Genomic DNA, 15,820 nt, shown 5'->3' on the forward strand with positions numbered 1-15,820 from the left:
TGCGACGACGACCCCCGCACCCTGAGCGAACGCCGCGCCGATGCCCTGGGCGCCCTGGGCGCCGGCGCATCAGTGTTGGCCTGCGCGTGCGGCGACACCGACTGCCCCGCCACCAGCGACACCCCCGCCCCCGCCCGCAACACCATCGTGTACGTCATCACCGACGAGAGCGAGGGTGACGGCGAGGCAGAGGACGACGATGACGAGACCGCAGACGACGGCGGGCACGGGGCGGGCGGTGACGAGGCAACAGACGCGGGCGCGGGCGAATCCCGCGGCGCTACCTATGCCGAGTGCCGGCCACCTCACGGCGAAACCCCTGATGCCGGAACGTCACCCGACGACACCGATCCGGCGCCCGAACCGGCGCCCACCCCCACCCGCAAGTCACAGTGCCGGAGGCCGATGGCGTTCGTGCTGGGCGCCGGCATACTGCCCACCGCACTACTGGCCGAAACCACCGGCACAGCCCGCCGCCGCACGGTCCGCCACCCCGGCGACGCCGCACCCGAACCCCGCTACACCCCCTCGCGTGCCCTCGCCGACTACATCCGCTGCCGCGACTTGACCTGCCGCTTCCCCGGCTGCGACAAACCCGCCGACCGCGCCGACATCGACCACACCATCCCCTATCCCGCCGGACCCACCCACGCCTCGAACCTCAAGTGCCTGTGCCGGTTTCACCATCTCCTGAAAACATTCTGGTGCGGGCCATCGGGGTGGACCGACGTGCAATACCCCGACGGCACCATCGTGTGGAGGGCACCCACCGGCCACACCTACACCACCCGACCCGGCAGTGCGCTGATCTTCCCCACCCTGTGCCGACCCACCGGCAACCTGCCGCCACCACCCGAACGTCGCCACCCGACAACATGTTCCGCGGCCTCAAGATGCCCACCCGCCGACGCACCCGCGCCCAGAACCGCGCCCAACGCATCGCCGCCGAACGCAAACTCAACGACGACCACGTCGCCGAACGCAACACACCCCCACCCTTCTGAGGGCAGTGAGTCAGAAGGCGCGGCCGCGCAGGATCACGAGGTCCGGGCTGTTGAGCACCGCGGCGCCGGAGCGCGGATCGGTGGAGTAGCACACGAGGTCGGCCGACTCCCCCGCCACCAGCCCCGGTCGGCCCAGCCAGTCGCGGGCCACCCAGCTCGCCGCGCCGAGCGCGTCGGTGGGGCTCATGCCGATCCGCTTGAGCGCGTCCACCTCGTCGGCGATGCGCCCGTGGGCGATCATCCCGCCCGCGTCGGTGCCCGCGTAGATCCGCACCCCCGCCTCGCGGGCCGCACCCACCCGCTGGTCGCACCGGGCGTGCAGGTCCCGCATGTGCGCGGCGTAGGTCGGGTACTTGCCCGCGGCGTCGGCGATGCCGGGGAAGTTCTCGATGTTGATCAGCGTCGGCACCAGCGCGGTGTCGTGCTCCACCATCAACTCGATGATGTCGTCGGTGACCCCGGTGCCGTGCTCGATGCAGTCGATGCCGGCCTTGATCAGGCCCGGCAGCGCATCCTCGCCGAACACGTGCGCGGTGACGCGCGCACCCTCGGCGTGCGCCGCGCCGATGGCCGCGACGAGCACCTCGTCGGACCACAGCGGCGCCAGGTCGCCGACCGACCGGTCAATCCAGTCGCCGACCAGCTTCACCCAGCCGTCGCCGAAGCGGGCCTGCGCCGCAACGAATCCCGGCAGTTGTGACTCGTCCTCGATGTCGATCGGCAACCCCGGGATGTAGCGCTTCGGCTTCGCCAGGTGCCGACCCGCCCGAATGATGCGGGGCAGGTCCGCGCGGTCGTCGAGGCTGCGGGTGTCCACCGGCGAACCGCAGTCGCGCAGCAGCAGCGCGCCGGTGTCGCGCTCGGTCTCGGCCTGGGCGATCGTCTCGTCGGCATCGACGGCGCCACCGGGACCCAGCCCCACGTGGCAGTGCGCGTCGACCAGGCCGGGAAGGATCCAGCCGTCGGCGAACACCGTCTCGGCGTCGGACACCGGTTCAGCGCTCAGCACACCGTCGACGATCCACCACTCGACCGGCTGCCCGTCCGGGAGTCCGCGGCCCCGGACGTGCAGGCGCGTGGAGTCCGCGGTCAATTCTTCGGGAACTTCAGCTTGGACAGGTCGATGTTGGCGAGTCCGGGCGGCAGTTCGTCCAATCCCTTCGGCATGTTCGACAGGTCAGGGAATCCGGCGGGCATCCCGGCGCCCAACGGATTGGGCATCTTCGGCTGCGTCGGCCCCCTGCCCTTCTTCTTGCCTGCCTGCTTGTTCTTGCCCTTGCCGCCCTTGCGGTTGTTGGCCTTGCGCGCGAACGGCATGCCCATCTGGCCGGCCATCTGCGACATCATCTTGCGGGCGTCGAAGAACCGATCGACGAGCTGGTTGACCTCGCCCACCGTGACGCCCGAGCCGTTGGCGATGCGCAGCCGGCGGGAGCCGTTGATGATCTTCGGATCGGCCCGTTCGGCGGGCGTCATGCCGCGGATGATCGCCTGCACGCGGTCCAGCTGGCTGTCGTCGACCGCGGCCAGCGCGTCCTTCATCTGACCCGCACCCGGCAGCATGCCGAGCAGGTTGCCGATCGGGCCCATCTTGCGGATCGCCAGCATCTGCTCGAGGAAGTCCTCCAGCGTGAGCTCGCCGCTGCCGATCTTGGCCGCGGCCGCCTCGGCCTGCTCGGCGTCGAAGTGCTGCTCGGCGGCCTCGATCAGGCTCAGCACGTCGCCCATGCCGAGGATGCGGCCGGCCATCCGGTCGGGGTGGAAGACGTCGAAGTCCTCGAGCTTCTCGCCGCTGGACGCGAACAGGATGGGCACGCCCGTCACCTCGCGCACCGAAAGAGCCGCGCCACCGCGGGCGTCGCCGTCGAGCTTGGTGAGCACCACGCCCGTGAAGCCGACGCCCTCGCGGAAGGCCTCGGCAGTGGTGACGGCGTCCTGGCCGATCATGGCGTCCAGGACGAACAGCACCTCGTCCGGATCGACCGCGGCGCGGATCGCCGCCGCCTGACCCATCAGCTCGTCGTCGATGCCCAGCCGGCCGGCGGTGTCGACCAGGACCACGTCGTAGTGCTTGGCCCTGGCCTCGGCCAGGCCTGCCGCCGCGACGGCCACCGGGTCACCGACACCGTCGGACTCCTGTGCGCCGGGCGCGGTGCCGGGATGGGGCGCGAACACCTGGACACCGGCGCGTTCGCCGACGATCTGCAGCTGGTTGACCGCACCCGGACGCTGCAGGTCGCATGCCACCAGGAGGGGCGTATGCCCTTGTCCACGAAGCCATTTCGCAAGCTTGCCGGCGAGGGTGGTCTTACCGGAACCCTGCAGACCCGCGAGCATGATCACGGTCGGCGGGGTCTTGGCGAACCTCAGCTGGCGGGTCTCGCCGCCGAGGATGCCGATCAGCTCCTCGTTGACGATCTTGACGACCTGCTGGGCCGGGTTGAGGGCGGCCGAGACCTCCGCGCCCTTGGCCCGCTCCTTGATGCGCGTGACGAAGGCCCGCACCACGGGCAGCGAGACGTCGGCCTCGAGCAGGGCCAGCCGGATCTCCCGGGCGGTGGCGTCGATGTCGGCGTCGGTGAGCCGCCCTTTACCGCGCAGGCCCTGCAGGGCGCCGGTCAACCGGTCGGACAGGGATTCAAACACGGCCTCCAGCCTAACCGGGTCCTGAGGGTCTCAGCAGAGCGGTTGCGCTCAGCCGACCGCCCCCTGCGCCAGCGCCGCGGTCCAGCTGCCGTAGCGGCTGAGGTCGGTGCCCGCGGCCGCGGCCTCGCCGTCGCAGCCGAACCCCGTGCGCCACGTGCCGTCGGCCAGCTCGATCTTGCCCAGCTGCATCGGCGCGGGCAGCGCCGTGAGGAACGCCCCGAGCGCAGCGGTCGACAGCAGCCACCGGTGTCCGGTCAGCACGGCGCCCGGTGCGCCGTCGCCCACTCGGGTGACGGCGGGCTTCGGCGGCACCGTGTCCAGCGCCGTCATCCGGTAGCGCGGCGCGGTGGTGACCTCCCCGGCGAAGCGTGCGCCCAGGTCGGTGAGCTGGTGCGCCAGCGGGCCGCCCCGCAGATGGGCACCGAACACCACCAGCTCGACGAAGTGCAGCGAGGCCAGCGGCCAGACGTCTGCGGGTGCGGGATCGCCGGTCAGCATCGCCGCGACGTCGAGGGCGACGGCGTCGTCGAACGCCCGCGCCAGCACCGTCACACCGAACTGCGCGTCGCCGGCGGTGCCCGCGGGCACGGTGACGCCACACATGCCGAACGCGTCGCTGAAATGGGTGTAGGTGCCCATCCTGGCGTCGACGCCCTCCGGATCGGCGGCCACCTCGTTGATCCTCGGGTGCATCGGGGCCGCAGGCACCAGCAGCCCGTCCGCACCCTCGAGCTCCGCCAGTGCGACCCGCCGGAGCCGGTCGACCTCGGTGCGGTCGCGGCTCACCTCGTGTGCGGTGACGGCGCGGGCGCCTGCGATGATGGCGGCCACCGCCGGATCCAGTGTGACCCCCGGCCGGGAGTCGACGAATTCGACCACGGCAGAACAGCGTTCGCCGGCCATCGCCCCTTCGCGCAGGAGTCGGCCCGCGGTGAGGAAGGGGCTGAGGTCGATCTCGACGATCACCGCGCCCGCATCCGACAGGGTCGCAACGGCCCGCGCGAACGCCGCGTGCCACGTCGGGTCCAGCGCAGGCAGCTCGCGCGGGACGGCGACCACCGGGTTCGGTGGCGCCGCCAACCGGGTGTCCGCGGGCCATCGACGATCGCAGGCTCCGGCGGCCACCACGGCCATCGCGCGGTTGGCGAGCTCGACGTCGGGAGCGAACAGCGAGACGCCATCGCGGGACTCGCCGCCCGGTGTCACGCCCTCGGCGCAAATCACCCCGATGGTCGGCGTGACCGCCACGATGCCCTGCAGCGCAGCCGGAATCCGGCCCGAGCCGGTGGCGACCGCGATGTCGGCCTCACCGGCGGCGACAGCCACCGCCGAACCGGAACTGGCACCGCCGCTGACGAAGTCGGGACGCCGATGGTCGCGGACAGTCCCGTACGGGGACCGCGTCCCGAGCAGCCCGGTGCCGAACTGGTCCATGTTCGTCTTGCCGACCACCACCGCACCCGCGGCCCGGAGCGCCGCCACCGCGGCCGCGTCCCGGTCGGGCCGGTGGCTGAAGTCCGGACAGCCGGCCGTGGTCGGCAGCCCCGCGACGTCCACGTCGTCCGTGACCGCCACGCGGATCCCCGCCAGCGGCCCATGTCCGGCAGCCAGTTCCGAGGCCACCTCGCGATCGGGGCGCCTGCTGATCCACACCGTCATCTGTGCCTCCGGTGCGGCCTAGCTGGCCTCGGACACCTTCTTGGCGGGCGGCGGCGCGGGCAGCACGCCGTACAGGTCGTGTTCGAGTTCCTCGCGCACCCGGTCCGCCCCCGCCCCCTCGTCGAGGGTCATGGCGGGGATGACGATGCAGAAGGCGTCGACCACCGAGGCACCCAGCGTGGTGACCTTCGCCCACGCGATGTCGACGCCGTCACGCTCGAACACCGCGGTCAGCCTCGCCAGCAGGCCGGCGCGGTCGGTGCTGCGGATCTGGACGATCAGCTCACCGTCGGCGGTGCCGTCGGACCAGAGCACGCGCGGCGGGGCGGGCACCTGGTTGCCGGGCACCGCGGCCACCACCTCGCCGGCCCGGGTGGTTCCGTGTTGCGCCGCGTCGCGATCCCGTTTGTCCAGCGCCGCCAGCACGTCCAGATCGCCGTCAAGGGCCAGGATGAACTGCTGGCGCAGCAGTTCGGCCGCCGGTGGGGTGCCGAAGTGCGGTGACACCACGAAGGTGTTGATGGCCGAGCCCGAGTGACTGTTGACCGACGCCGAGTGCACCCGAAGCGAATTGAGTGCCAGCACTCCCGCCGCCTTCGACAACAGGCCGCGGCGGTCCGGGGCGATCATGGTCACGTGGTAGATGTGCGGGCTGTCGCCCGCCGTCAGCTCGACATGCACGCCGACCTGGGCGGCCAACTCGAGGTGATGGGGGTCAACGGGATCCGGATGTGGCAGCGGCTCGCCGGCCATCACAAGCCTGCAGCGTCGGACCAGATCGCCGATCAGCGATGCCTTCCAGTCACCCCACACGCCGGGTCCGGTGGCCAGCGAATCCGCCTCGGCCAGCACGTGCAGCAGCTCCAGGACGACGAGGTCGCCGCCCAGCTTGTCCACCACGGCGTCGATGGTCTTGGGGTCCTGCAGGTCCCGGCGGGTTGCGGTGTCCGGCAGCAGCAGGTGGTAGCGCACCATCGTGGACAACACGTCGATGTCGCTGGGCCACAACCCGAGTCGGGTTCCGATCTGGTTGGCCAACTCGGCGCCGATCACGCTGTGGTCACCGCCGCGGCCCTTGCCGATGTCATGGCACAGCGCACCCAGTAGCAACAGGTCCGGGCGCGACACCCGGGTGGTGAAGGCGCTTGCGCGCGACACGGTCTCCACCAGGTGCCGGTCGACCGTCCAGATGTGCACGACGTCGCGCGGCGGGAGGTCGCGCACCGCGCCCCATTCGGGGAACAGCCGTCCCCACAGCCCGGTCCGGTCGAGCGCCTCGATGGTCGCGACGGCACTCGGACCGGCGGCCAGCATCACGAGCAGGTCCTTGAGCGCCTGCCCGGGCCACGGCGTGCGCAGCTCCGGCGCGTTCTCGGCGAGCCGGCTCAACGTCGACACCGCCATCGGCAGCCCGGTGGCTGCCGACGCCGCGGCGACCCGCAGGATCAGCCCGGGGTCGCGTTCCGGGCGTGCGTCGCGGGCCAGGATCACCTCGCCCGCGAATTCGATGACGCCCTCGTCCAGCGGTCGACGCACGGGGCGGCGCAGCGCGGCGAAACCCCGCTTCGGCAGGGCGTTGGCGGCGGTGCGCACGCCTGCGTCGACGTAGTAGCTGACGGTGCGCGCCGCGTCGGACAGCATGCGGGCAAGGTCGAAACGGTCCCCGATGCGCAGGGCAGCGCCGATCTCGTCGGCGTGCTGGGCCAGCAGTGTCTCCCGGCCGCGCCCAGAGACCCGGTGCAGCTCGGTACGCACGTTCAACAGAGCCATGTGCGCCTCTCCCAGGGAGCCGGTCGGCGAGGCCAGCGACCGGCTGGGGTAGACATCGGCCAGCTGTGCGATGGCCAGCGCGTTGAGCAGCTGGACGTCGCGCAGCCCGCCGCGGCCGGACTTGAGGTCGGGTTCGGCGCGGTGGGCGATCTGCCCGCTGCGCTGCCACCGCGCCCTGGTGTGCTCGACGAGCTCACCGAACCGGGGCCCGATGCCGGTGCGCCACTGCCTGCGGGCGCCGCCGATCAGCAACGACGACAGGTCCGCGTCGCCGGCGATGTGGCGGGCGTCGAGCATGGCCAGGCCCGCGGAGATGTCCTCGCCTGCCACCTTCAGCGCTTCCGGCACCGTGCGCACGCTGTGGTCGATCCGGATGTTGGCGTCCCACAACGGATACCACAGCAGCTCGGCGACCTGGCCGACCACATCGGCAGGCATGTTGTCGTGCAGCAGCATCAGGTCGAGATCGGAGTACGGCAGCAGTTCGCCGCGTCCCAGTCCGCCCGTCGCCACGATCGCGAAACCGCTGGTGGTCGTGATCCCGATCTCGGTGGCCTTGGTGCTGAGCCAGAAATCGTGCAGGTCGAGCAGCGCGTCCCGCAGGGCCACGGTGTCCAACTGGCGTGCGCCCCCGGCGATCAGCTGCGCCGATGCGCTGACGAGGTCGGTGGCCGGCCGTGACGAGCCCGCCGCCGGGGCCTCCCAACGAGGTGCCCCGGCGGCGGGATCTGATGTCTGATCGGTCATTTCGAGTGTCCTCCCGGCCCAGCTAGTTCAACGCTCACGGTGCTCGGCCGGGAGACGACGACTCGATTGGTCTAGAGGGCGTCGGCCCCCCGCTCACCGGTGCGCACCCGCACCACGGTGTCCACGGGGCTCACCCACACCTTCCCGTCACCGATCTTGCCGGTACGTGCGGCCTGCACGATGACGTCGACCACCTTGTCGACCGCGGAGTCGTCGACCACGACCTCGACCCGCACCTTGGGCACGAAGTCCACGGAGTACTCGGCGCCGCGGTAGACCTCGGTGTGGCCCTTCTGACGGCCGTACCCCTGCACCTCGCTCACGGTCATCCCGAGAATGCCCGTCTGCTCCAAGCCGGTCTTGACGTCTTCCAGCGTGAACGGCTTGACGATCGCAGTAATCAGCTTCATGTTTCCCTATCCCTCCACGCCGGGGTGGCGACCCAGAGTCGAGCCCGCTCCGACTGTCGCGAAGTCGTAGCCGGTCTCGGCATGCTCGGCCTCGTCCGGTCCAGTCGATTCATCTTCCTCGCTGAGCCGCAGGCCCACGGTGAACTTGACTATCAGAGCCAAGATAGCGGTACCGACAGCGCTGTAGACGAGAACCGCCCCTGCACCGACACCCTGGCGCCACAACTGGTCGACTCCTCCGCCGTAGAACAGGCCCGCGACACCGGCACCGGTCTCCGGGGCGGCGACCAGGCCGATCAGCAGCGTGCCGACCAGGCCACCGACGAGGTGCACACCGACCACGTCGAGCGAGTCGTCATAGCCCAGTTTGTATTTCAGGCCGACGGCCAGGGCGCACAGCACGCCCGCGACCGCTCCGATGACCAGCGCGCCGAGCACGTTGACCGATGAGCAGGACGGCGTGATCGCCACCAGGCCGGCGACGATGCCCGACGCCGCGCCCAGCGACGTGGCCTTACCGTCGCGGATCCGCTCGGTGAGCAGCCAGGCCAGCATGGCCATCGCGGTGGCCACCGTCGTGGTGACGAACGTCGAGCCTGCCAGCCCGCCGGACGCGGTCGCCGAACCGGCGTTGAAGCCGTACCAGCCGAACCACAGCAGCCCGGCGCCCAGCATCACGAACGGCAGGTTGTGCGGCCGCATCGGGGTGCCCGGCCAGCCCTTGCGCTTTCCGAGGATGACCGCCAGCACCAGACCGGCGACACCGGCGTTGATGTGAACCGCTGTGCCACCGGCGAAGTCGATGGCGGCCAGCTTGTTGGCGATCCAGCCGCCGGTCTCGGCGGTGCCACCGTCGAACGAGAACACCCAGTGCGCGACGGGGAAGTACACCACCGTCACCCACAGCGCGACGAACACCAGCCAGCCGCTGAACTTGATGCGGTCGGCCACGGCGCCGGAGATCAGCGCCACGGTGATGATCGCGAACATCAGCTGGAACGCCACGAACACCGTCGCCGGGAAGGTGAACACCAGCGGGATGTTGACCACCTCGGCGGCCTCGATGCCCGCGCTCGGGTCAGCGACCACGGCTTCGGCGGCGTTGCCGCCGATCAGGCCCTTGAGGCCGAAGAACTGCGTCGGGTCGCCGAACAGGTTGCCCACGTCGTTGCCGAAGGCAAGCGAGTAGCCGTACAGCACCCAGAGCACGGTCACCACGCCCATCGCGCTGACGCTCATCATGATCATGTTGAGGACGCTCTTGGCGCGGACCATGCCGCCGTAGAAGAACGCCAGACCGGGGGTCATCAGGAGCACCATGGCAGCGCTTATCAACATCCACGCTGTATCACCGGTGTCCGGTATACCCATCGTCGGGAATTGGTCCACTCGCAGTTTCCTCCTTCGACATGCCACGGCCGCAAGGATTCACAACCGTTGACCTGGTCCAAGACAATGCGCAGTGGTTGTTTCCGCGAAGACGCCAGGGTGTTTCGCTCGTGTGAACGGATGGGCGGTCGAGGTTTCGCCGGTGTTACATCGTGGACTTTCGCGTTCTTCGCGTCAGCCGAGCAGTGCGTCGACGAAGGCGCCGGGCTCGAACGGCGCCAGGTCGTCGGGGCCCTCACCGAGGCCGACGAGCTTGACCGGCACGCCGAGTTCCTGCTGCACGCGGAACACGATCCCGCCCTTGGCCGTGCCGTCCAGTTTGGTCAGCACCACCCCGGTGATGTTGACGACCTCGGCGAAAACCCGCGCCTGCGGCAGGCTGTTCTGCCCGATCGTGGCGTCGAGGACCAACAACACCTCGTCGACGGAGGCCCGCTTCTCGACCACCCGCTTGACCTTGCCGAGCTCGTCCATCAGGCCGGTCTTGGTGTGCAGCCGGCCCGCGGTGTCGATCACCACCACGTCGGCGCCGGTCGCAATGCCCTTGTCCACGGCGTCGAACGCTACCGACGCGGGATCGGCGTTCTCGGGTCCGCGCACCACGTCGGCGCCCACCCGCGACGCCCAGGTCTGCAACTGGTCGGCCGCGGCGGCCCGGAACGTGTCGGCGGCACCCAGCACCACCCGGCGCCCGTCGGCCACCAGCACGCGGGCCAGCTTGCCGACCGTGGTGGTCTTGCCAGTGCCGTTGACGCCGACGACCAGCAGCACCGACGGCTTGTCCGCGTGCGGCAGCGCCCGGATCGACCGGTCCAGGCCGGGCTGGAGTTCGGCGATCAGTACCTCGCGCAGCACCGCGCGTGCGTCGGCCTCGGAGCGGACGTTGGCGGCGGCCATCCGGGTGCGCAGCGCGGCGACCACGGAGTCGGTGACCACCGGGCCGAGGTCCGCGATCAGCAGGGTGTCCTCGACGGCTTCCCAGGAGTCCTCGTCGAGGTCCCCGCCGCCCAGCAGGCCGAGCATGCTGCGGCCCAGAGCGTTCTGCGACTTCGCCAGCCGCCCCCGCAACCGGTCGAGCCGGCCGTCGGCCGGGGCGATGACGTCCAGTTCCGGCGCGGCTCGGGTGGCCGGCTCGGGCTCGGGGGCCGGCGCAGGCGGCTCGGGTGCCTCGGTGGGCTCGGGCTCGGGCTCGGTGACGGTCTCGGGCTCCGGCAGCCGCACGTCGGCGATCGGGCGCTTGGGGGCGTCGCGCGGCACCGTCGCGTCGTCGCCGACGGCAGGCAGTCCGCTGGTGTCGATCCGCCCGGGTGGTGCCTTGGGCGGCGCGGGCGGCGCTGACGATTGTGTGAACGTGATGCCGGTTGAGGCGGTGTATCCGCCGGAGCGGTCGAGCGGTGTGGCAGTGTCGGGTGCGGCCAGGCTGATCCGCCTCCGCCGGTATCGGACCAGGCCGACGACGAGCGCAGTGACGAGCAGAACGGCGATGACCGCGATTGCGATCCACACTCCGAGTGGCACACCTTGGGTCACCCCGCCATTGTGTCAGGGGGGCGGGGCGTTGAATTCCGACCCCGGGGGCATGGAGACCCGCAAGCGCCGCCACATCGACGTCTGCCTGGACGGGGACGTCGAGTATCACGGCGTCACCACCGGCTTCGAGCGCTACCGGCTGCCGTACAACGCGCTGACCCAGACCAGCCTCGGCAGCGTCGACCTGTCCTGCGAGTTCCTCGGTAAACGGCTCGCCGCCCCGGTGCTGATCGGCGCGATGACCGGCGGCGCGGAACTGTCGGGCGTCATCAACCGCAATCTCGCCACCGCAGCGCACCGCCTCGGCGTCGGGATGATGCTGGGTTCGCAGCGGATCATGTTCGACAACGACGCGGCCGCCGAGAGCTTCACTGTCCGCGACGTCGCCCCGGACGCCCTGCTGATCGGCAACGTCGGCCTGGCGCAGCTGACCGCGGACGTGGTGCCCGCCCTGCAGCGGGTGCTGGAGCGGGTGGGCGCCGACGCGCTGGCCGTGCACACCAATCCGCTGCAGGAGGCCATGCAGCACGACGGCGACACCGACTTCTCCGGCTCGCTCGCCCGGCTGCGCGAGGTCACCGGCAGCCTGGGCTACCCGGTGCTGCTCAAGGAGGTGGGCCACGGCATCGGCGCGGCCGCGGCGGCCGAGCTCGTCGACTGCCGGCTCGCCGCGGTGGACGTCGCAGGTGCGGGCGGCACCTCGTGGGCGCGCGTCGAGCAACTGGTGCGCTACGGCGAGATCCGCCACCCCGCTCTCGGCGACTGGGGCATCCCGACCGCCCGGGCGCTGCTCGAGGTGCGCCGCACACTGCCCGACGTGCCGGTAGTCGCCTCCGGGGGCATCCGCACCGGGATGGATGCGGCCAAGGCGCTGGCGATGGGCGCCGACGTGGTGGCCGTCGCCCGCCCGCTGCTCAAGCCGGCCATCGAGTCCGCGGATGCGGCGACGGACTGGCTGCACCGATTCATCGACGAGCTGCGGATCTGCCTGCACGGCTGCGGTGCGGCCACCCTGACCTCGCTGCGCCGCCGAGGCGTCGAAGACGTCTAGACCCGACCTCGGTCAGGTCGCGGCGCCGGCCGTCAGTTCCTGGCCGCGCATCCGCTGGCTGATCACCTGGGTGATGCCGTCGCCCTGCATGGTGACGCCGTACAGCGCGTCGGCGATCTCCATGGTGGGCTTCTGGTGGGTGATCACGATCAGCTGCGATCGCTCCCGCAGCTGCTCGAACAGGCCGAGCAGCCGGCGCAGGTTGACGTCGTCGAGCGCGGCCTCGACCTCGTCCATGATGTAGAACGGCGACGGACGTGCCCGGAAGATCGCCACCAGCATCGCCACCGCGGTCAGCGACTTCTCCCCGCCCGACAGCAGCGAGAGCCGCTTGACCTTCTTGCCCGGCGGGCGCGCCTCCACCTCGATGCCGGTGGTCAGCATGTCCTCCGGGTTGGTCAGCAGCAGCCTGCCCTCGCCCCCGGGGAACAGCGACGCGAAGACCTGCGTGAACTCACGCTCCACGTCGTAGTACGCCTCGGCGAACACCCGCAGGATGCGGTCGTCGACGTCGGCGATGACGTCTTCGAGGTCCTTGCGGGCCGCCTTGACGTCCTCGAGCTGGGTGGACAGGAAGTTGTAGCGTTCCTCCAGCGCGGCGAACTCCTCGAGCGCCAGCGGGTTCACCCGGCCCAGTTCGGCGAGTTCACGTTCGGCGCGTTTGGCGCGCCGCTCCTGGGTGGGCCGGTCGTAGGGCATCGGGGCGGGCGCGGTCACCTGTTCCCCGCGTTCCCTGGCCTGTTCGAACTCCGCCATCTCCAGCTCCGTCGGCGGCAGCGGCACCTGCGGGCCGTACTCGGCGACCAGGTCGGCAGGCGACATCCCGAACTGCTCGAGCACCTGTGATTCCAGCTGCTCGATGCGCAGTGCCGCTTGAGCTTTGGCGACCTCGTCGCGGTGCAGGGCGTCGGTGAGCGTGCTGATCCTCGCGCTCAGCGCGGTGACGTCCTCGCGCGCCTTCGCCAGCCCCGCGGCACGGATCTGACGCTGGGCGGCCAGCTCGTCGCGGTTGCGCGAGGCCACCCCGACCACCGCGGTCAACCGCTGCGCGACGAGGCGGCCGGCTTCCGCGACGGCGGCGGCCACCGTCGCCGCGTGCTCGCGTGCCTGCCGGGCACGCTGGGCCCGCAGCCGCGCCTCGCGCTCGGCGGCTGCCGCCCTGCGCAGTGAATCCGCGCGGCCGCGAACGGCATTCGCGCGTTCCTCGGCGGTGCGCACGGTCAGCCGCGCCTCGACCTCGGCGGAGCGGGCCGCCTCGGCGGCGGTCATCGACGCCTGCCGGTCGACCGGCTCGGCCTCCAGGGTCGGCACCTGCTCGGCGTTGTGCAGGCGCTGCTCGATCTCGGCGAGCTCCTCGACGGTGCGGGCGCGGCCGGTCTCCAGCTCGTCGCGCTGGCTCATCAGCCGCTGCCATTCGTCGTCGGCGGCACGGGCGTCCTGCCCGAGCCGGCCGAGTTGTTCGTAGATGGCCGAGATCGCCGCGTCGGATTCGTTGAGGGCGGCGAGTGCCTCCTCGGCGGAGTCCTGGCGGGCACGCTGTTCGTCGAGCGCACCGGCCAGCGCGGCGGTCAGCTCACCGACCAGCTTCTCCGCGGCGGCCAGGTCCGTGCGGGCCTTGTCGATCTCCGAGGCGATCTCCAGCGTGCTGGGCTTGCGGTCCGACCCGCCGCTGACCCAGCCCGCCCCGAACAGGTCACCGTCCATGGTGACCGCACGCAGGGCGGGTTGCGCGCTCACCAGTTGCTGCGCCGCCGCGAGGTCGCCGACCACGACGACGCCGGCCAGCATCGCCGCAACGGCTCCACGCAGCCGGTCGGGCGCGTCGACCAGCTCGGTGGCCCACGATGCTCCCGCGGGCAGCGTCCCGGCCGTCGGCGCGCTGGCCGCGGGCCAGTCGCCCAGCACGATCGCGGCGCGCCCGCCGTCGGACTCCTTGAGCGCGGCCACCGCCGACCGGGCGGCGCCGAAGTCGTCGGCGGCGAGTGCGTCAGCGGCCGGGCCGAGCACCGTCGCGATGGCCACCTCATAGCCGGCGCGCACCTTGAGCAGCTTGGCGACGGTACCGAAAAGCCCTGTGCCACTGTGATTCTTCTGCAGCCACGCCGCACCGTCACGGCGATCGAGGCCGACCGCGAGCGCGTCGATGCGGGCGCGCAGGGATGCCACCTGACGTTCGGCGCCGCGCTCGGCGGACTGCAGTTCGGCGACGCGTTCGTCGGCCAGCCTCAGGGCGGTGACGCTGCGATCGTGGTGTTCGTCGAGGCCGACCTCGCCGGCGTCGAGCTCACCGACGCGGCTCTGCACCGTCTCGAATTCCGCCCTGGCCTGCTGCGCTTTAGCGGCGGACTCCTCGATGCCCACCGACAGCCGGGCCACGGTCTCGTCGATCGACTCGACCCGGGTGCGCATCGTGTCGACCTGCCCGGCCAGCCGCGCCAGCCCTTCGCGGCGGTCGGCCTCGGCGCGGGCCGCGGCCATGTGCGCGCGCTCGGCCTCGGCGGCGATCCGGTCCTTCTCGGACTGTTCGGCACGGGCCTCCTCGAGGCGCCGCCGCGACTCCTCCAGCTCACCGAGCAGCTGCGCCTCCCGCGCGGCCATCTCGTCGGCCTCGGCGTCCAGCTCGTCGGGATCGCGACCGGTCGACGGCTCGGGTTCGGAATCGAGCAGTTGAGTCCGCTCACTGGCGATGCGGACGGTCGCGCCGACCCGCTCGGCGAGCGCCGACAGCCGGAACCACGTCTGCTGGGCGCCCTCGGCGCGTTCGGACAGCGACGCCACCGCCGCCTCGTGGCCGTCGAGTTCGGCGGTCGCGGCCTCCAGCCGGGTGGTGATCTCGTCGTGCTCGCGGCGCAGCGTCGTCTCGGCCTGGTCGGTGTTGTCGAACTCGGTCTTGCGGGTCACCAGGTCGTCGGCGGCCAGCCGCAGCCGGGCGTCGCGCAGGTCGGCCTGGATGGTCTGCGCGCGGCGGGCCATCTCGGCCTGCCGGCCCAGCGGTTTGAGCTGGCGGCGCAGTTCGGTGGTGAGGTCGCTCAGCCGCGCCAGGTTGGCCGACATGGAGTCGAGCTTGCGGACCGCCTTCTCCTTGCGCTTGCGGTGCTTGAGCACGCCCGCGGCTTCCTCGATGAACGCCCGGCGTTCCTCGGGCCTGGACTCCAGGATCTCCGAGAGCTTGCCCTGCCCGACGATGACGTGCATCTCCCGGCCGATGCCCGAGTCGGAGAGCAGTTCCTGGACATCCATCAATCGGCAACTGCTGCCGTTGATCTCGTACTCGCCGGCACCGTCGCGGAACATCCGGCGGGTGATCGACACCTCGGAGTACTCGATCGGCAGCGCGTTGTCGGAGTTGTCGATGGTCAGCGTGACCTCGGCGCGGCCCAGCGGCGCGCGCGACGACGTGCCGGCGAAGATGACGTCCTCCATCTTGCCGCCGCGCAACGTCTTGGCGCCTTGCTCGCCCATCACCCAGGTCAGCGCGTCCACCACATTGGACTTGCCCGACCCGTTAGGCCCGACGACGCAGGTGATGCCGGGTTCGAAGCGCAGAGTCGTCGGCGATGCGAAGGACTTGAAGCCCTTCAGCGTCAGACTCTTGAGATGCATGACGTGCCAGA

General features: G+C 71.1%; 9 protein-coding genes and 1 pseudogene. 2 read left to right on the plus strand and 8 right to left on the minus strand.

From position 1 onward, the window contains the following. Positions 1-1,004, plus strand: a pseudogene (locus AB0K11_RS00005) (DUF222 domain-containing protein); the annotation flags it as partial. Positions 1,005-1,014: 10 nt separating this feature from the next. Here AB0K11_RS00005 and AB0K11_RS00010 read toward each other — a convergent pair. The 7 genes from AB0K11_RS00010 to ftsY all read right to left on the minus strand — a co-directional run bounded on the left by AB0K11_RS00010 (position 1,015) and on the right by ftsY (position 11,143). Then, positions 1,015-2,097: an amidohydrolase family protein gene (locus AB0K11_RS00010; RefSeq protein ID WP_364971325.1), complete on the minus strand. Its 1,083-nt coding sequence runs from the start codon at positions 2,095-2,097 to the stop codon at positions 1,015-1,017. Then, complete coding sequence (gene ffh / locus AB0K11_RS00015; protein WP_364971326.1) at positions 2,094-3,650, minus strand: signal recognition particle protein; 1,557 nt, start codon at positions 3,648-3,650, stop codon at positions 2,094-2,096. The genes AB0K11_RS00010 and ffh overlap by 4 nt, the downstream gene beginning before the upstream one ends. Before the next feature lie 48 nt (positions 3,651-3,698). Beyond that, entirely contained in the window at positions 3,699-5,309 is a 1,611-nt protein-coding gene (locus AB0K11_RS00020) for an allophanate hydrolase (protein ID WP_364971327.1), read from the minus strand. Positions 5,310-5,327: 18 nt separating this feature from the next. Continuing rightward, a complete protein-coding gene (locus tag AB0K11_RS00025; RefSeq protein ID WP_364971328.1) occupies positions 5,328-7,826 on the minus strand; it encodes a [protein-PII] uridylyltransferase in 2,499 nt (832 codons plus the stop codon). Between the two features lie 71 nt (positions 7,827-7,897). Next, positions 7,898-8,236 carry a P-II family nitrogen regulator gene (locus AB0K11_RS00030; protein ID WP_003881099.1) on the minus strand — a complete coding sequence of 113 codons (339 nt, stop codon included), beginning with the start codon at positions 8,234-8,236 and terminating at the stop codon, positions 7,898-7,900. A 6-nt stretch (positions 8,237-8,242) separates the two neighbouring features. Further along, positions 8,243-9,625 carry an ammonium transporter gene (locus tag AB0K11_RS00035; RefSeq protein WP_364971329.1) on the minus strand — a complete coding sequence of 461 codons (1,383 nt, stop codon included), beginning with the start codon at positions 9,623-9,625 and terminating at the stop codon, positions 8,243-8,245. 174 nt (positions 9,626-9,799) lie between these two features. Then, on the minus strand, positions 9,800-11,143 hold the full coding sequence (ftsY, locus tag AB0K11_RS00040; RefSeq protein ID WP_364973573.1) for a signal recognition particle-docking protein FtsY: 1,344 nt from the start codon (positions 11,141-11,143) through the stop codon (positions 9,800-9,802). A gap of 61 nt (positions 11,144-11,204) precedes the next feature. On the opposite strand from ftsY, the gene fni reads away from it, so the two are divergent. After that, positions 11,205-12,206, plus strand: a complete 1,002-nt coding sequence (fni, locus tag AB0K11_RS00045) for a type 2 isopentenyl-diphosphate Delta-isomerase (protein WP_364971330.1) — start codon at positions 11,205-11,207, stop codon at positions 12,204-12,206. Positions 12,207-12,218: 12 nt separating this feature from the next. On the opposite strand, the gene smc is transcribed toward fni, so the two are convergent. Further along, complete coding sequence (smc, locus tag AB0K11_RS00050; protein ID WP_364971331.1) at positions 12,219-15,809, minus strand: chromosome segregation protein SMC; 3,591 nt, start codon at positions 15,807-15,809, stop codon at positions 12,219-12,221. Positions 15,810-15,820: the final 11 nt, after the last annotated feature.

Origin of the sequence: Mycobacterium sp. NPDC050551, from assembly GCF_040674075.1 — a bacterium.
GTDB lineage: Bacteria > Actinomycetota > Actinomycetes > Mycobacteriales > Mycobacteriaceae > Mycobacterium.